Source organism: Rhizobium sp. R711 (assembly GCF_002211365.1).
Classification (GTDB): Bacteria; Pseudomonadota; Alphaproteobacteria; order Rhizobiales; family Rhizobiaceae; genus Rhizobium.
Map to the genome: position 1 here is coordinate 266,094 of NZ_LOKZ01000001.1, position 17,279 is coordinate 283,372.

16 protein-coding genes are annotated in these 17,279 nt (G+C 59.7%); 8 read left to right on the forward strand and 8 right to left on the reverse strand.

Annotated features, from left to right (window positions below; translation table 11 throughout):
- Window positions 1-49 precede the first annotated feature (49 nt).
- From ATY80_RS01245 to ATY80_RS01260, 4 genes are all read left to right on the forward strand, one after another.
- Window positions 50-1,885: an IlvD/Edd family dehydratase gene (locus tag ATY80_RS01245; protein ID WP_088691450.1), complete on the forward strand. Its 1,836-nt coding sequence runs from the start codon at window positions 50-52 to the stop codon at window positions 1,883-1,885.
- A gap of 194 nt (window positions 1,886-2,079) precedes the next feature.
- On the forward strand, window positions 2,080-3,240 hold the full coding sequence (locus tag ATY80_RS01250) for a fumarylacetoacetate hydrolase family protein (RefSeq protein WP_088690681.1): 1,161 nt from the start codon (window positions 2,080-2,082) through the stop codon (window positions 3,238-3,240).
- A gap of 114 nt (window positions 3,241-3,354) precedes the next feature.
- On the forward strand, window positions 3,355-3,627 hold the full coding sequence (locus ATY80_RS01255; RefSeq protein ID WP_088691451.1) for a hypothetical protein: 273 nt from the start codon (window positions 3,355-3,357) through the stop codon (window positions 3,625-3,627).
- Between the two features lie 187 nt (window positions 3,628-3,814).
- Window positions 3,815-4,267, forward strand: a complete 453-nt coding sequence (locus tag ATY80_RS01260; protein WP_088691452.1) for a helix-turn-helix transcriptional regulator — start codon at window positions 3,815-3,817, stop codon at window positions 4,265-4,267.
- Window positions 4,268-4,287: 20 nt separating this feature from the next.
- On the opposite strand, the gene pepT is transcribed toward ATY80_RS01260, so the two are convergent.
- Window positions 4,288-5,520 carry a peptidase T gene (gene pepT / locus ATY80_RS01265; protein WP_088690682.1) on the reverse strand — a complete coding sequence of 411 codons (1,233 nt, stop codon included), beginning with the start codon at window positions 5,518-5,520 and terminating at the stop codon, window positions 4,288-4,290.
- A gap of 229 nt (window positions 5,521-5,749) precedes the next feature.
- Between pepT and ATY80_RS01270 the strand changes: the two genes are divergently transcribed.
- Window positions 5,750-6,001 (forward strand): YMGG-like glycine zipper-containing protein, encoded by a 252-nt coding sequence (locus tag ATY80_RS01270; protein WP_088690683.1) that lies wholly within the window; start codon window positions 5,750-5,752, stop codon window positions 5,999-6,001.
- Between the two features lie 58 nt (window positions 6,002-6,059).
- On the opposite strand, the gene ATY80_RS01275 is transcribed toward ATY80_RS01270, so the two are convergent.
- The 4 genes from ATY80_RS01275 to ATY80_RS01290 all read right to left on the reverse strand — a co-directional run bounded on the left by ATY80_RS01275 (window position 6,060) and on the right by ATY80_RS01290 (window position 10,112).
- A complete protein-coding gene (locus tag ATY80_RS01275; protein ID WP_088690684.1) occupies window positions 6,060-6,902 on the reverse strand; it encodes an ABC transporter permease subunit in 843 nt (280 codons plus the stop codon).
- 2 nt (window positions 6,903-6,904) lie between these two features.
- Window positions 6,905-7,783, reverse strand: coding sequence for an ABC transporter permease subunit (locus tag ATY80_RS01280; RefSeq protein WP_088690685.1), 879 nt, complete (start codon window positions 7,781-7,783; stop codon window positions 6,905-6,907).
- Entirely contained in the window at window positions 7,780-8,868 is a 1,089-nt protein-coding gene (locus ATY80_RS01285) for an ABC transporter ATP-binding protein (RefSeq protein WP_088690686.1), read from the reverse strand. The genes ATY80_RS01280 and ATY80_RS01285 overlap by 4 nt, the downstream gene beginning before the upstream one ends.
- A gap of 68 nt (window positions 8,869-8,936) precedes the next feature.
- Complete coding sequence (locus ATY80_RS01290; RefSeq protein ID WP_088690687.1) at window positions 8,937-10,112, reverse strand: extracellular solute-binding protein; 1,176 nt, start codon at window positions 10,110-10,112, stop codon at window positions 8,937-8,939.
- A 204-nt stretch (window positions 10,113-10,316) separates the two neighbouring features.
- Here ATY80_RS01290 and ATY80_RS01295 point away from each other — a divergent pair, with 204 nt between their 5' ends.
- From ATY80_RS01295 to ATY80_RS01305, 3 genes are all read left to right on the forward strand, one after another.
- Window positions 10,317-11,039 carry a GntR family transcriptional regulator gene (locus tag ATY80_RS01295; protein ID WP_088690688.1) on the forward strand — a complete coding sequence of 241 codons (723 nt, stop codon included), beginning with the start codon at window positions 10,317-10,319 and terminating at the stop codon, window positions 11,037-11,039.
- A 41-nt stretch (window positions 11,040-11,080) separates the two neighbouring features.
- A complete protein-coding gene (gene uxuA / locus ATY80_RS01300; RefSeq protein ID WP_088690689.1) occupies window positions 11,081-12,268 on the forward strand; it encodes a mannonate dehydratase in 1,188 nt (395 codons plus the stop codon).
- 438 nt (window positions 12,269-12,706) lie between these two features.
- Complete coding sequence (locus tag ATY80_RS01305; protein WP_245306729.1) at window positions 12,707-13,378, forward strand: GGDEF domain-containing protein; 672 nt, start codon at window positions 12,707-12,709, stop codon at window positions 13,376-13,378.
- A 343-nt stretch (window positions 13,379-13,721) separates the two neighbouring features.
- Here ATY80_RS01305 and ATY80_RS01310 read toward each other — a convergent pair whose 3' ends face one another.
- The 3 genes from ATY80_RS01310 to ATY80_RS01320 are packed head-to-tail and all read right to left on the reverse strand — an operon-like array spanning window position 13,722 to window position 17,253.
- Window positions 13,722-14,843, reverse strand: a complete 1,122-nt coding sequence (locus ATY80_RS01310; protein ID WP_245306730.1) for a glycoside hydrolase — start codon at window positions 14,841-14,843, stop codon at window positions 13,722-13,724.
- 22 nt (window positions 14,844-14,865) lie between these two features.
- Complete coding sequence (locus ATY80_RS01315; RefSeq protein ID WP_088690692.1) at window positions 14,866-16,038, reverse strand: polysaccharide pyruvyl transferase family protein; 1,173 nt, start codon at window positions 16,036-16,038, stop codon at window positions 14,866-14,868.
- Window positions 16,039-16,074: 36 nt separating this feature from the next.
- Window positions 16,075-17,253: a polysaccharide pyruvyl transferase family protein gene (locus ATY80_RS01320; RefSeq protein WP_088690693.1), complete on the reverse strand. Its 1,179-nt coding sequence runs from the start codon at window positions 17,251-17,253 to the stop codon at window positions 16,075-16,077.
- Window positions 17,254-17,279 lie beyond the last annotated feature (26 nt).

The following is a 17,279-nucleotide window of genomic DNA, read 5'->3' on the forward strand; positions in this document are numbered from 1 at the left end:
GATCAGCTAAGTGCATGACAGCAACCGCGTCAACGCAAGGAAATTCATCGTGGTAGAGAAGACCCCCTCCCCGAATCAGAATGCAGTTCAAGCGCAGGACGGATCGCGCCAGCTTCGCTCCAAGGCGTGGTTCGACAATCTCGCAAACCCTGACATGACCGCGCTCTACCTTGAGCGTTACATGAACTTCGGTCTCAGCCAGGAAGAGCTGCAGTCGGGACGGCCGATCATCGGTATCGCACAGACGGGCTCCGATCTGTCGCCGTGCAACCGTCACCACATCGAACTCGCCAAGCGCGTCCGCGAAGGTATCCGTGATGCTGGCGGTATCGCGATCGAATTTCCCGTGCATCCGATCCAGGAAACCGGCAAGCGTCCGACCGCGGGTCTCGACCGCAACCTTTCCTATCTCGGCCTCGTCGAGGTTCTCTACGGCTATCCGCTGGATGGCGTTGTCCTGACGATCGGTTGTGACAAGACGACACCGGCCTGTCTCATGGCGGCGGCGACGGTCAACATTCCGGCAATCGCGCTTTCCGTCGGCCCGATGCTGAACGGCTGGTTCCGCGGCGAACGCACAGGCTCTGGCACGATCGTGTGGAAGGCGCGCGAGATGATGGCGCGGGGCGAAATCGATTATCAGGGCTTTGTCAAGCTCGTCGCATCGTCCGCACCATCGACCGGTTATTGCAATACCATGGGTACTGCGACAACGATGAACTCGCTTGCCGAAGCGCTTGGTATGCAGCTGCCGGGCGGCGCAGCAATTCCAGCGCCTTATCGCGACCGTCAGGAAGTTTCCTATGAAACCGGCCTGCGTATCGTCGAAATGGTTCGCGAAGACCTGAAGCCATCGGATATCCTGACCAAGGAAGCCTTCATCAACGCGATCAAGGTCAACTCTGCGATCGGCGGTTCCACCAATGCGCCGATCCATCTCAACGCGCTTGCGCGCCATGTCGGTGTCGAGCTGACGGTCGACGACTGGCAGACCTATGGTGAAGAAATCCCGCTGCTCGTCAACCTGCAGCCGGCCGGCGAATATCTCGGCGAAGATTATTATCATGCCGGTGGCGTTCCCGCCGTCATGGGTGAACTGATCAAGCATGACCACCTCCATACTGGGGCGATGACCGTCAACGGCAAGACCGTCGGCGAGAACTACACCACGGCAACGATCGAAGACGACAAGGTCATTCGCCCGTTCGAGCGTCCGCTCAAGGAGCGCGCCGGTTTCCGCGTGCTGCGCGGCAACCTCTTCTCGTCGGCAATCATGAAGACAAGCGTGATCTCGCCGGAGTTCCGTCAGCGCTATCTCTCCAATCCGAACGATCCGGAAGCTTTCGTCGGCCGCGCCGTCGTCTTCGACGGACCGGAAGATTACCATCATCGCATCGACGATCCGTCGCTGGCGATCGACGCTTCGACGGTCCTATTCATGCGTGGAGCTGGCCCGATTGGCTATCCGGGTGCTGCCGAGGTCGTCAATATGCGGGCACCCGATTATTTGTTGAAGCAGGGCATCAGCTCCCTGCCCTGCATTGGTGACGGTCGCCAGTCCGGCACCTCTGGTTCCCCCTCGATCCTCAACGCGTCGCCCGAAGCGGCAGCCGGTGGCGGGCTTGCACTGCTCAGGACCGGTGACCAGGTTCGCATCGACCTCAAGAAGGGCACCGCCGACATTCTCATCGCCGACGAGGAGCTTGCAGAACGACGCAAGGCGCTAGAGGCCGCCGGCGGCTATGTCTATCCGGAGAGCCAGACGCCCTGGCAGGAAATCCAGCGCACCTATGTCGGCCAGATGGAAACCGGCGCCGTGCTCGAGCCTGCTGTCAAGTACCAGCGCATTGCCCAGACCAAGGGCATTCCGCGCGACAACCACTAAGTCATTGGCGCGCTGGCCGCAGCAAGCGTTATCGAACTTGGTCTGATTGGCCACCAGGGGCGCGATGTCATCTCCGGCATTGCGCCTTTTGTCGTTTTCAAACGAGGACGAGATTCTGGTTTTGACCTTGCCGACCCGCATCTATTCGTTTTTGATCTAGAGCACCTCCATCGCTCGCGTCACGGAAGATATCGATGTCTTACACACTTCTGGATTCTGCCGCCGCCGGCGGGTTGTTTGTCGGTCGTGCCTGGAACCCTGCTGTCCAAGGACCGAGCGTCGTGGTGGTTCGGGACGATCAGCTGGTCGACATCACCTCCAAGGCAGTGCCGACGCTGAGTGCGCTGCTCGAGCAAGCCGACCCTGCGGGCTTCGTTCGCGCCGCGCCTGGCCCCGTGCTCGGCACGCTGGAGGAGGTCGAGGCTATTGGGATAGGAAAGGCTGACTTATCCCGCGTCCATCTGCTTGCTTCAGCCGACCTCCAGGCGATCAAGGCCTGTGGGGTGACGTTTGCTCAGTCGATGATCGAACGGGTGATCGAAGAGAAGGCTGCGGGCAATCCGGATCGCGCCGCCGAGATCCGCGAGCGCGTCAGCACCCTGATCGGCGGCAGCCTCAACAATCTGAAGGCAGGCTCGCCGGAAGCCGCAAAGGTCAAGCAGGCGCTGATCGAAGAAGGCATGTGGTCCCAATATCTCGAGGTCGGCATCGGGCCAGACGCGGAGGTGTTCACGAAGTCACCGGTGCTATCGGCGGTGGGCTGGGGTGCCGATGTGGGCCTGCACCCGATCTCGACCTGGAACAACCCGGAGCCGGAGATCGTGCTTGCTGTCAATAGCCGTGGCGAGATCAAGGGCGCAACGCTCGGCAATGATGTCAACCTGCGCGATGTCGAAGGCCGCTCTGCGCTGCTGCTCGGCAAGGCAAAGGACAACAATGCATCCTGCTCGATAGGTCCATTCATTCGTCTCCTTGATGAGCGCTATGGCCTTGATCAGGTGCGCACGGCCGAACTTGATCTGAAAGTTACAGGGACGGACGGATTCGTTCTTCACGGGAAGAGTTCGATGTCGAAGATCAGCCGTGATCCGACGGATCTCGTCAAGCAGACCTGCGGGCCCCACCATCAGTACCCGGATGGCTTCATGCTGTTTTTGGGGACGCTGTTTGCCCCGACACAGGATCGTGATGCACCAAACCAGGGTTTCACCCATAAGGTGGGCGACGTCGTTGAGATTTCGTCGGCGGGCCTCGGCTTTCTCGTCAATACAGTGCGGCTTTCGACCGAGTGCCCTGCCTGGACATTCGGCATCACCTCACTGATGGCAAATCTTGCAAGGCGGGCGCTTTTGTAGGCGTGATACAGGTGCTACGGCAAACATCAGGAATTCTTGAGCCGCACGGCGTCTGTTCCGACGCGATCGGTCGCATATATGCTTTTTCTTGAAGCTGAACTGTTTGGGTGCGCCATGAAGAAGGCCCTTGCATTGATTGGTGTTTTCGCACTTATCGGATGCACGACGAAGGACTTTTCCTCGCCGGGTCTTGATCCGATTCCCGGCAGCGTCACCTTTGGCGGTCAGCCGCGCACCAAACTGGAGAAATCGCCGCCTGGGTCGACCTTCCCTCACAATTTCATTGACGAGTGGGGCCGCCAGGTCGATGAGACCTATATGATACAACCCGACAGATCCCTGAAGATCGTGCACAGGGAAATCCGACCAATTCGCTTCAACCGTTGATGCCGCGTCTTTTGGGTTAGGCTCTGGTCGGGCGAGCCTCTCGTCCTTTTTGTCAAATGATATTCCGCAAGTAATACGAACTAACGATTGAATTTGGTCGACGGCTAATACACATTTCATAACGGTACTATATACCGGAGGTCGAGCGATGATCGCGACGCCAGCCCGGCACATGGAAACACTGACGATGAATGCAAAGACGCCGAATGCCATTGATACCTATGTCGGTTCTCGCGTGAGGATGCGCAGACAACTGCTCGGTCTTAGCCAGGAAAAGCTGGCGGATCAGATAGGTGTTACATTCCAGCAGGTGCAGAAATACGAAAAGGGCCTGAACCGGATCGGTGCCAGCCGACTGCAACGGATTGCCGACGTGCTGAGCACGTCTCCGAGCTTCTTTTTTCAGCAGGACGATGCTGAACCACAGAACTTGGCCCGACCTGATATGACGGTCGCAGCCGACCCTGTTGCCGAATTCCTGCATTCGAAGGAAGGCCTTGCCCTCAACCGCGCCTTCCTGCAAATCACGGACACGCAGCTGCGCGAGAAGATTGTCGCCTTGGTCAAGGCGATGGCCCAGGCGCAGGAGGGACGTGACGTTGCGACTGGACGATCCAAGCCTGGCGAGACCTTCGCCTGAGCCCGATGCGCTCGTGACGCCTACGCTCGCTCTTCCCACAGTTTTGCGAGTTCGACGAGGGTGGCGACCGCCTTTTCCATGTCCTGCTTGCTGATCCATTCGCGTGGCGAGTGGAAGGCATGACCGCCGGCGAAGATGTTCGGGCATGGCAATCCCATGAAGGAGAGACGCGACCCGTCCGTTCCGCCTCGGATGCTGCCACGCATGGGCGACATGCCAGCGCGCCGAATCGCTTCGATGGCGTTCTCGACGATCTGAGGGTGGCGATCGAGCACGACTTTCATGTTGCGGTACTGCTGCTTGACGAGGAAGGTGTAGGAAGAACCGGGATAGTCGGCCATCACCTCCTGCACCAAGGCTTCAAGTCGTTTCTCCTTGTCGACGAGGCCTGTTTCATCGAAGTCGCGGACAATGAGACTGATCGCTGCCTTCTCCATCGAGCCGGTGACGCCGGTCGGATGGATGAAGCCTTCGCGTCCTTCAGTCGTCTCTGGCGCGGCATTCTTCGGCAGCCGGTCGAGGATCGTGCCCGCGATCTTGATCGCATTTTCCATCTTCCCCTTGGCAAAGCCCGGATGGATAGCGACACCGTTAATCGTGATCTCGACACCATCAGCAGAGAACGTCTCGTCTTCGATGGAACCGGCCGTTTCGCCGTCCATCGTATAGGCGAACTGTGCGCCAAGCTTTGCCAGATCGACCTTGTCGACGCCGCGACCGATTTCCTCGTCCGGCGTGAAAAGCAGCTTGATAGTCCCGTGTTTGATGTGCGGATGGCTTGCGAGGACTTGCGCTGCGGTCATGATCTCGGCAATGCCTGCCTTGTCGTCGGCGCCAAGCAGGGTCGTTCCGTCGGTTGTCACGATATCATTGCCAATCTGGTCTTTGAGGGCCGGGTTGTCGCTGACCCGGATGATCTGCTTCATGTCACCGGAAAGCTGAATGTCTCCACCTTGATAGTTGTGCACGATCTCAGGCTTGACGTTTCTTCCGGTGAAGTCGGGTGCGGTGTCCATATGCGAGCAAAAGCATATGACCGGAACCGCTTTGTCGGTGTTTGCTGCAACGGTTGCATAGACATAGCCGTGTTCGTCCAGGTGAGCATCCGACAGCCCCATCGCCAATAGCTCATCGACCAGCAACCGACCGAGCTCCTTCTGCTTCATCGTTGACGGCTGCGTCGACGATGCAGCGTCTGACTGGGTGTCGATGACGACATAGCGAAGAAAGCGATCGAGGACGGTATCGGTCATGCTGGGTCCATCTTATGTTTGGGGCGCTGCCCTGGTATAGCCTTCGAGGACGCGTTATGAATAGGGGCATCGGTATCCGACAGGTCACTCGCCAACAATGACGGCCTGGCCACATGGGAGGAAGCAACGCGACGACCCGAACGGTGGTCGGACTTAAGTCCGATGAAACCTGAACGCGACTATCTTATTCTAGCCCGGTAAACCAAAAGCATAACGGCAGGAGTGTCGAATGAAAAAAATCATTCTCGTTGCAGCATTTATGGGTGCACTGGCGTCGTGCACAGCCACTGAAAAGGGAACCGCAATCGGGGCCGGCACTGGCGCCATCATCGGCGGCGCCGTCAGCCACAGCTGGGGAGGCGCAGCCATTGGCGCTGTCGCGGGCGGTGTGGCAGGCGCTCTGATCGGGCGTTCGACCGAGCGCCGTGGCTATTGTGTCTATCGTGATCGCTACGGCCGCAGGTATGAGGCACGCTGCTAGAAGCCCGCTGAAGGCCGCCTCCTCTCGTGAGGCGGCCAATCGTTCGCAAGACAAGGAACTAATGGGCGCTTTGTTGTTTCGCCCTTGCGACGATCTGCGTCGGGTTCACGAACTGCAAGGCGAGAACCAGCCAGAACAATGTCGTGACCATATAGACCACCGCCATCGCATCGATCGACTGCCCGGCGCGCACGCCAGAGGCGAAAACCGCATAATAGAGCGAAACCACCAGCGTTTGGGTTGTCGGCCCGGCGATTAAGAAGGTCAACTCGAACATCGCTATCGTGCGCACCAGCACGAGCAGCAATGCAGCCAGCATCCCCGGCAGAAGGAGCGGCAACAGGATGCGGAGGAACAGGCTTGTCGTTCCCGCACCAAAGACCCTCGCGGCTGCTTCGATACGCGGATCGATCTGTTCAATGAAGGGGATCATGACGAGCACGACAAAGGGTAGCGACGGCACGACATTGATCAGCACGACGCCCCAGAAGGTACCGCCAAGCCCCAGCTGGTAAAGGACGGTTGCCAATGGAATGCCGTAGGTCAACGGCGGAATGAGCAATGGCAACAGGAACAGCAGAACGACCAGGCGCTTTCCCGGAAAGTCGCGGCGTGCCAGCGCGTAAGCTGCCGTAACGCCTAAAATTCCGGAGATAAGAACGACGGTAAAGACGATCTCGAAGGTGACAAGAACGACGCTCGACAGCTGGAATTCCTTCCAGGCGCTGAAATACCATCGTGTCGTCCAGCCGGCCGGCAGCCATGTGCCAAGCCAGCGCGTCGCAAAGGAATTGACGATGACGGCGGCGATGACGGCAAGCAGATTGAGGATAAAGAGGATGGCGAGCGCCCAAATGGTGAAGCGCCAGATCTTCGAGGTGAGACCCTGATCTCGGATCATGACTAGCCTTTCGTGCCGCCGGCGGGGCCGCGGTAAAAGAGGGATCGTGTGGCCAAAACAGCAAGCACGACGACCAGCTCCACGCCGCCCATGATCAGCGCAATCGCCGAACCGAGTGAATGATCATATTGTTCGAAGGCTGCCTGATAGGCGGCAATCGAGATGACGCGTGTCGGGCCGGCGGGCGCCCCGAGTAGGACAGCAGACGGGAAGACTGCAAACGCCTGCACGAAGGCGAGGCAGAAGGTGACGGCGAGCCCCGGGACGAGCAGTGGCAGAAAGACGCGGAAAAAGCGCTGGCGCGGTCCGGCACCCAGTGTCGCCGCCGCCTGCTCGATCGCCGGATCGATGCCGGTCACGTAAGACAGCGTCAAAAGAAAGGCGAACGGAAAGCCGGTGATCAGCAGCGACGCAAAGACGCCCCAGTAATTGTTTGTCAGCTTTACCGGCGCGTCGAGTATGCCGAGCATCAGTAGCGTATGATTGAACCAGCCGCGCGGCCCGAGAAACGTTAAAAGCCCGTCGGCGACGAAGACTGTACCGAGCGTGATCGGCAGGACGAGAATGGTGGTGAGCAGCCGCTGTCTGCGCATCAGGCGGACCCGCAGCGCGACCGGCACGGCGAAGGCGAGATTGATGACAGTCACCGGCAGCGCCAACCACATTGTCGCGGCGATCGTCTGGTATTGAAACGGATCGGTGAAAAACTTCGCGTAATTGGCGTACCACGCGCCCTCCTTTGGCAGGAGGGAATCGGCCACCCCGTAGCAAAACGGGTAGACGAACAGTGCGATCATGAAGATCAACCCAGGCAGCAAAAGGAGCGTCGTGCCATCGAGACCTCGCGCGCCAAGCCGTGTTTGCAGCGACGGTCCGCTCATCGCGCCGCCCCTGCAAAGATAAGGGCCCGGCCGGCAGCCGGTTGCAGTCTGGTCGATGCTCCGCGCGCCAACGGCTCATCTGCCCGGAAATAGAGTTCGGAACCGTCGGATGCCTGCGCCATTCCAAAGAAGGCCCGCCCGCGATATTCCATACTGCTGACCGTGGCAGCGATCCCCTCGCCGCTCGAGGCGACAAGATCTTCCGGGCGGACGGACAGGATGGCTGCGTCGCCGACGTTAAGCGGCGCGCGCATTGTTCCGACCATCCGGGCGCCGGCAACCTCAATCTCGGCTTCGTCGATCGACACGCGTGTAATGCGGCCCGCAACGCGCGTCCTGAAGCCCATGAAATCCGCAACTTCGACATTGACGGGACGCTGATAGAGATCCTGAGGTGAGCCGATCTGTTCGATGTTGCCCTGGCTCATGACGACGATGCGATCGGCAAGTGACAGCGCCTCGTCCTGGTCATGCGTAACATAGATGGTCGTGGAGCCGATCTGGTCATGGATGCCGCGAATTTCGGCGCGCATCTCAAGCCGAAGTTTCGCGTCGAGGTTCGAGAGCGGTTCGTCCATCAACACGACCGGTGGGCGAATGACGATGGCGCGCGCGATCGCCACGCGCTGCTGTTGACCACCGGAAAGCTGGCCTGGCAACTTGTCGGCCTGGCTTTCAAGGCGCACGAGCGCAAGGGCATCGCGGATGCGCCGATCGGCTTCCGGACCTTTTATACCCTGCATTGAAAGCCCGAATCCGACGTTCTTGCGCACGCTCATATGTGGAAATAGTGCGTAGCTCTGGAACACCATGCCGAAGCCGCGGCGTTCGGGTTCGAGCTGGTCGATGCGTGTGCCGCCAAGGCGAATTTCGCCGCCGGTCAGCGCCAACAGACCGGCGATGCAGTTCAGCGCTGTCGACTTACCGCAGCCGGACGGACCAAGCAGGGCGACAAATTCTCCAGGCTCGATCGCAAGATCGATGCCGTTCAAGGCGTTGAACGCCCCGAATGCGCGTCGCATCCCATCAAGTTCCAGGCGTACGTTCTTGCGCGTCGGCGCGACGGCATTCGATACCGAGGTCAAAACCAATCTCCATCTGCACAATGAGGTTGTCGGCCCGAGATCCGATCCCGGGCCGACCGATGTCATTATCAGCCCTTCTTGGCGCCGATCTTCTCGTCCCAGATGCGGAAGGCTTCGACGAGCTGCTTCGGCTCCAGCGGAACCTCCAGCGGATTGTTGGCGATCCACTCGGCATATTCGGGCCGGCCGAATTCCTTGATCGTGTCCTGGCTTTCCTGCGGCGCCATATCAAGGGTGACGTCCTTGACGGCCGGACCCGGGTAGAAATAGCCCGCATCATAGGCGATCGCCTGCTGCTTGGGCTGCAGGATGTAGTTGAGGACGTCGATCAGAACGCCGATCTTCTCGTCTGAAACACCTTTCGGGATCACGGCGTAATGGGCATCGGTGACCCAATGGAAGCCATCGAGCTTCTGCACCTTCGCCTCGGCTGGAACGATGCCGAGTGCGCGCGGATTGATGTCCCAGCCGGTGGTCGAAACGACGATATCGCGCGTCCCCTCGCCAAGTTCCTTCATCACCTGGCCAGTGCCGGTCGGATAGTACTCAATGTGCTCGCCGAGCGCGGCAAGATAGTCCCACGTCTTTGCCCAGCCCTTGGCAGGATCGCGAGGGTCGCTATCCCCAAGCAGATAGGGAAGTCCCATGAGGAAGGTGCGGCCCGGACCGGAATTGGCTGGCCGGGCATAGATGAAGCGGTTCTTGTTCGCCTTTGCCCAGTCAAGCAGCTCCTGCGCCGATTTCGGCGGCGTCGGTACCTTGTCGGGCATATATTCGATGAGTGGGCCGGATGGGTAATAGGTGATGACGACGCCCTGATCCTTGGCAAGAGCCTGCATCTTGAAAGCCTGCGGCTGCAGGATCTGCTCGAGATTGGGAAGGTCCGACTTATGTGCTGCGAGATCGATCCAGAGGCCCTGATCAAGACCCGCTGACAGCGCATCCGTACCGGTCAGAACGAGATCGATATCGACCTTTCCAGCGGCCTGCTGGGCCTTGATTTTACCGGGCAGCTCCGGGGCCGGCGCCTTTGTGAAGGCGAAGCTGGAGACCCATTCGGGCTTTTCGGCGGCATAGGCCTCGAACATGCCCTGGGTCAGCGCCAGATTGCCGGCAACGTCCGCGATCGTGATGGTGACGGGGCTTGCCGGTTTCTTTGCCTGGGCAAAGACCTTGAGCGGCAACATGGTCGCGACGGCGGCGCTTGCGGTTGTGCCGACAAATGTTCTGCGGGTGATTTTCATTTCTGTTTCTCCTCCTCTTTGTTGCCGGACGCGCCAATGACAGGCGTCCTTTGGCTGGTCACGACGGGGACCGACCGTATCCGTTTAACGTCTGAAGCCTCCCTGAAATGATTGCCAAAAACACCATTCCTCCACAGTGCGCCTTGGCAGCTGCAACAAATTGATATACTAGTATGCACGACCAAGTCAACGTCAGGGCACCTTATGCAGGCAGCAGCTGTTTCCGTTCCTCCCGCCGCAGCTTTTTCAGCCGAAAGGCCAGCCAAGCTTCGCCGCGTGACAACGGCCGACGCCATCTTCGATCGACTCTACGCGGATATTCTCGCTCTGCGGATACCGCCCGGAATGCAGTTGCAGGAAAAGCGGATTGCCGAAGAGTTTGCGGTCAGTCGCACACCGGTCCGAGAAGCTTTGTTGCGGCTGTCAGAGGGCGGACTTGTCGACATCTACCCGCAATCCGGCACGGTCGTGTCGCGGGTGCCGGTTTCTGCGATCCCCGAGGCTGTCGTGGTTCGCAAATCACTTGAGGGCACGACGGTGGAGCGCGCTGCCGAAATTGCGACGACAGCCGATATTGGCCGCCTGAACTCCATCATTGCGCGACAGCAATCGCTTGCCGCCCTCGGCGAGACCTCGGCGTTTCACGAAGAGGACGAGGCCTTTCACGAGGCTATTGCCGGCATTGCCGGCTATCCCGGCATCTGGACAATCCTCAAGAGCGTCAAGGTGCAGATCGACAGGGCGCGGCGCCTGACGCTGCCGGCACTTGGCCGCATGGACAATGTCGTGCACGAGCACGAGCTCATCCGCGACGCGATCGCTGCCCATGACCAGGAGACAGCACGCAGGGCGATGATGCACCATCTGAGCGCCGTCATCCCTGACGTCGCCGAGCTTCGCACCCAATATCCAGACTATTTCTGCTGAGCAGATCGGAAAACAACGACATAGAACGTAGGGAGGAACAGATGCGCCAAGGTTGGAGATGGTTTGGGCCGGAGGCACCCGTAACGCTTGACGAGGTGCGTCAGACCGGAGCCACGAATATCGTTTCGTCGCTGCACCAGGTCCCAATCGGCCGCGCCTGGACGGAAGGCGAGGTCCGTGAGCGTCAGGCACTGATCGAAACGACGCCGGCCGGGCGTTCGCGACTGACCTGGTCGGTCGTCGAGAGCATCCCGATCCCCGATGCGGTGAAGCGCAATGGCGCACGCGCGACGGCAGAAATCGAGGCCTGGATTGCCAGCCTTGAGGCTGTTGCAGCCTGCGGTATACCCATCGTCTGCTACAACTTCATGCCTGTGGTCGACTGGACGCGCACCGAACTCGACCATGTGATCGATAGCGGTGCGACCGCCATGCGTTTCGATCATGAGAAGTTCGCCGCGTTTGATCTTTTTGTTTTAAAGCGTGCCGGCGCCGAACAGCAATACTCTCCTGCGGACATGGCCCGTGCGCGCGAAGTGTTCGATGCGATGAGCGAAGCCGAGGTCGCGGAGATCACGCGGATCATAACCTCCGCCCTGCCCGGATCGACAACCGAACCGCTGACGATCCCGCAGTTTCGTGAAAGGCTTGCCGCCTACGCCGGCATCGACGCTGCCAAGCTGCGCCAGCACCTGATCGAATTTCTGCAGGCCGTGACGCCAGCGGCCGAAGCCCGCGGCGTCAAGCTGACGTTGCATCCGGACGATCCGCCGCGCTCCCTCTTCGGTCTGCCACGCATCGCTTCGACAGCTGACGACTATGCCGCACTGTTCGAAGCGGTCCCTTCAGAAGCAAACGGCATGTGCTACTGCACCGGCAGCCTTGGCGTGCGCGCCGACAATGATCTGCCGGCAATCGCCCGTCGCTTTGCGTCGCGTATCCATTTTGCGCATCTGCGCGCAACCAAGCGCGAGGGCGATGGCCGCACCTTCCATGAAAGCGCACACCTGGAGGGCGACGTCGACATGGTTGCGGTTCTCAAGGAACTTGTCGCCGAAGATCGGCGACGGCCGGCAAACGAGACGATCGTGTTCCGCTCCGACCACGGCCATCGCATGCTCGATGACCTCAACAAGAACGTGACGCCCGGCTATCCTGCAATTGGGCGTTTGCGCGGCCTGGCGGAGCTTCGCGGCATACTCTACGCGCTCGGCGCGCAGCCGACATGATGGCGCCTGCTCTAGGACGACAAGAGATCTTTGCAGATAAAGGCGTTTCCTGCTGCCCGTGACATGGCTGCTGCTCGACGTCGATCAGACGCAGGTAAATCGCCTGAAGTAGGCACTTCAGGCGGTATGCAAATCATGTCAATCGAACCGCGGGTCTCCAGGACTTTTAAGTGCTGGAAGCAATTCGGATGCCGACGCGGAAGATGGCTTGTTAAACAAACGCATGGGTCTTGCGCCATGCAGCCATAAAATTCAGAGTCGCTATATCTAAAATGCCGTCAGATTAATTCACCGGTTATTTGCGCCGAAGCTGTCAAATATAGTGACCACTGCAATAGCTCCGTTAAATCGATGACTCCGCAATTTCGATTTCGCCCAGACGCAATAGTCCCGCATCTCAAGAATGCAACGCTCGGCGCCCTGACCTCGGCAGGTGTGATGACCGGGGTCGTTTGCTTGTTAAGCGTGCTCGTTCCCGAACGCCCGTTTTGGGCAGAATTGGCCGCTGTGGGTTTGATATCGGCGGCTGCCACATTTCCCCTGCAATTTGCCCTTCACCGAAACAAAAAAGCGCTTCGTGATCTCCAGAAAGTACTTCAACACGACCTCCATCATGATCCCGCCACAGTGACACTGTGCGCCGACGAATTTGCGACCTCGGTCGAGCGTCTAATAGACCGCCGGCGCGTAAGCACCACGGAAAGCCAGGATGGCGTCATGCTCGTCGTCAAGGTCGGCAATTTCGATGACATCGGTCGCCGCTATGGACCAAAATGGGCGGATACGCTGCTTCAATCGGTTGCTCGGATCGTCCATTCTTCCGTGCGCCATGGTGATCTCGTTGCCCGCCTTGCATCCGACGAACTCGGGATTTATCTGCCAAGCACAACAACGGACAATGTCAGCGACATCTGCGAGCGCATCCGCGCTCGGGTGCACGAAACCACCTTCATAGCTGGACAAGAGCGGCAGATATCCGTAACGGTGCGGTTTGGCGGCACCAGGGTCGGGGACCAGTCCGCCTTCCAGGCACTCCGCGAGGCTGCCAACAGCGCCGCCCTCGCGGAGGAAAAGGCCGGTCCCGTCCTTTTGCGGGAATTGTTTTCGTAAAGAAGCTTTCGCACCTGCCCAGAATCTGTCGGCAACGTGCCGCGCAGGTGTCGGCATGCGCCAACGAGCAGCAACCCAGGAAAATCCGTCCGAGGACCTGTCAAGAGACCACTTCCAATGCGGCGCGGCCTACGCCCGCTGCGAGCGTAGATTGAGGAAAACAGGTGAAGCACGAAATTGGCTCATGAGCTCGCGCCTGCGCTTCCTTCGAGGTATCGCAACGGCAACGCGCAGAATGGCATCGGTTCGTCGAGAGTGCTGGGCAGCAGGTCTCGGGCCGGGCCTTGAGGCGACGGGCATACCCGCTCCATCACATCCACGGCGACCTGGCCCCGGTTCAAAGTTACGGCGACCCTCTTGCCACCCCACCGCCGGCAATCGTTTCGGTGGCCGCGACTCCGGCTGCGCTTAAGACGCCGCAGCGCCAGACGCTATAGACCGGTTGTGTATCCCAGTCGTAGTAGAAGGCTGCTTCCAGCCGCCCTTCCTCCATCATCTTTGAGAAGGCGCGGCGCACGGCGCGGACCGCCTTTTCCCGCTCACCGTCGTCGAGCGGGCAGGAAAGCGCGGTGTTGGCAATACCCCATTCGGTCACCCAGCACGGCCTGCCCTGCCCTTCAGGCTGGCAAAAATCGAGGAGCCTCGTCACATAGCGCGCAAGCGCCGCCTCACCTTTTCGCCCAGGGTAGATATGGATGCCGTAGCCATCGATGAGCGCATCGATGCCCCGCCCCCGCAGAAGCGAGATAAGTACCGACGGATCGAGCCGTTCCATGCCACGGCGATCTGCCTCGGCAGTGCCGGCATCGGAAAGCCCGGCTGAAATCAGAAGTGCGTCGCCGCTATGCACCGTCGCCCGCAATTCTTCCCGGGTGACGCGGACGGTGCCTATATAGGTGTCGAGGCCGCGCTCGAACGCCGAGCGATCTGCGACGTCCGAAACCTTGCGTGGCGTACGCCGTCCAGGGTTTTGATAGACGAGGAGGTCGCCATTGTAGGCGCTGTAATTTATCTCGTTTCCGGGCTCGACGGCGTCGATGCGGATGCCCAGGCCGTCAATACGGCGAAGCGCCGCGCGCAGGTGCTCACGGTAACGATCGAGGTCCAGATCCGAAAGCCGATGAACGTCCCAGACGTGACCGAAACCGGTGCGAGGGCGCGTCTCCGGCGGATAGTAGTCCCTGTTTTCGAGCTGGATCTCGAGGAGGATCTTCAGGCCGAGCCGGTTTGCAATCTTGAGCGCTTCGATGCTTTTGTCCACCGGTCTCGACAGCGAAAGTCGGACATGGGTGATGCCGCTTGCCGCTATCTCCTTCAGTATGCGCTCCTGATCGGCGCGCGAAAGCCAGGCAAGGTTTACCCGGTTAATGCCGATGCGATCGGGGAGCCCATCGGCCGCGTCCGCCGGCGGTGCCGGGGCTAAGGCCCAAAGTGTCGAAAGCGCGCAAGCAAGGAGCGCACGCATTCGTGGCCTCACCGTCATCTGCTCAAAGTCCGATCTGCCCCAGAGCATTTCGGAAGTTCGCCTCGCAGGCGCAATAGCGGTCAATCACAGCCTGTGTATCGATCTTGCCGAGGAAATTGGCGAGATAGGCGCGCTTGTCCGCTTCCCTGTTCCAAGTGGCCGCCTCGATATATGGGAAGCCGATGAACTCCAGCATTTCCCGCATTCGGTCGTCGACCGCGATCATGAGCGCGGGCGTGCCGGCCTGCATGCCGATAATGCAGCCGTGGAAGCGACGACCGAAGCAGAGATCGCGCGCCGACATTGCGGTGCGCCACTGGTTCGTGTCGAAATAGACCAGCAGCTCGTAGTTCCGCTGCCATTTCTCCGAATGCTTGTATTCGGTCCTCCCGGTGATACGCCCGCTCGCCCGGTCATAGACTATGTCGTTGTCGTCTCCTGTCAGGGAGAGATTGTAGGCAACCACTTCGTCCTGAACGACATAGCTTGCGACGCTGTCTGGCTTGAGCAGCGCGTGGGCATCGACGATCGTGTCTGCAACGCTGCCGAGATAGCCGCCGAAGGCGATCTTCTGGGCTTCCGCCAGCCCCGGATTGGCAAGCGCCGAAAGCGAGCGCTTCATGTCATTCGGCGAGAAGTAGAGCGATGGGCAGCCGGTTGGCTTGACGAACTTCATTCCCTGCTCCCTCAGGAACTCGGCGGTGAAATAGCCGCGTGTGAGGAAGAAGCTTTCCTTGTTTCTCAAGACCTCCAGGAATTTTAGCGTGCCAGCCGGCAGCTGCTCCTTCAGACCCTCCTTGCGCTGGATGCCGATGCCCATTACCACGACCGGCATCTTCAGCTTGGCGAAGATCTCCGCTTCAAGGTCAGCGGAATAGCCAGGCCGCAGGAGATTGGCGGAGGCGAAGACGCACAGGTCGAATTCGCGGTTCACGCGTTCGTAGAGCTCGTTCGAATCCCGGTTGTTGGCGAGATGCCAGAACGGCAGATAGGTGACGTCGTGGCCGCGCAGGCTTTCGGCCGCCCCTTCGCCGATCAGGTAGTTGCCGGTGTTGGCGATCTTCCTGACTTGCGAGATCAGGTCTTTTCTGGTGCGGGCCTCGTCGAAATAGGGCCGGTGGATGACGGTCGTGCCGGCGACGTCCGCAATCGTTCGCTGCAGATAGGATGGGATTCCCGTAAGCAAGATACGCATAACTGTCCTTTGAACCGAAAAGAGATGATGGGGCCGCTAGTGTCCGATGCCGATTTCACGAAGCGTGGTGCGGAAGGCGCGTTCGCGGTCGGAATACCGGTCGACAAGTTCGCTCGTGTTGAGCTTTGCCAGATGATCGGCCACGAACTCGGCGCGATTTTCCGCCTTGTCGATCTCGGTGATGTCGACGGCGGGCAGGCCGGTGAAGCCGAGCATCTCGCGCATGCGATCGTCCACCGCCACCATCAGGCTCGGCACCGCCGCCTGCATGGCGATAATCGATCCGTGGAAGCGACGGCCGAGATTGAAGTCCATCGACGAGGCCCAGGCGCGCCACTGGTTGGTGTCGTAGAAAGTGCGAACCTCGAAGCGCTGCTTCTCCCGCTCCGTGCCGGGATAGGCCAGATCGCCGATCATCAGGCCCGATGCGGAATCATAGACGCGCCCCTCGTCGTTGGGCTCCACCTTCATGTCGAAGTGGAGAAACTCGTCCTGCACGACGTATTGCGGAACGGTGTCGTATGGGGCCAGCGCATTGGCGTCGAGGATCGCATCCTGATTGCCGCCGAGGTAACCTGAAAAGATCGTCCGCGCCTTGCCGATTTTTACGCTAGACAGCTTCGTCATCGATCGGCGCATGTTGTCCGGCATGAAATAGACGGAAGGGCAACCGGTCGGGCGCACGAAGGAGAAGCCCTGGTCCTTCAGGAAGCCGGCCGACTCGTGGCCGCGCGTCAGGAAGTAGTGCTCACGCTCCTTCAAGACGGCCAGGAGCCGCTTCGTTCCTTCCGGAAGATTGTTTTCCAGATCCTTGCGGTTTTGCAGGCCGATGCCCAGCATGACGATCGGCATGTTCAGCCGACTGAGGACCTCAGCCTCGGCGTCCGCGGAGAGCCCCTTGCGCAACAGGTTTGCACAGGTGAAGACGCAGATGTCGAAGTTGGCGTTGAACTCGTCGAACCCGCCGCCGTTCTTGCTCAAATTGTAGAGATGCCAGAAGGGAACCTGCTTTGCATGCGGCGCAAGCGCGCGCAGGGCACCCTCACCGATGAGGTAGTTGCCGGTGTTGCTGATGTTGCGCAGTTCCTGCAGGAAATCCTCTTTCGATTCCGGCTGCTTCTGCCGCTCCGCATAGGAGACGGACAGGCCATGGGCGCCATTGGCAAGGCGCGTGTAGTGACCAGGAATACCCGTCACGAGAATTCGTGGACGCATTCGACTAGACCTTTCTGTTTCAGGGA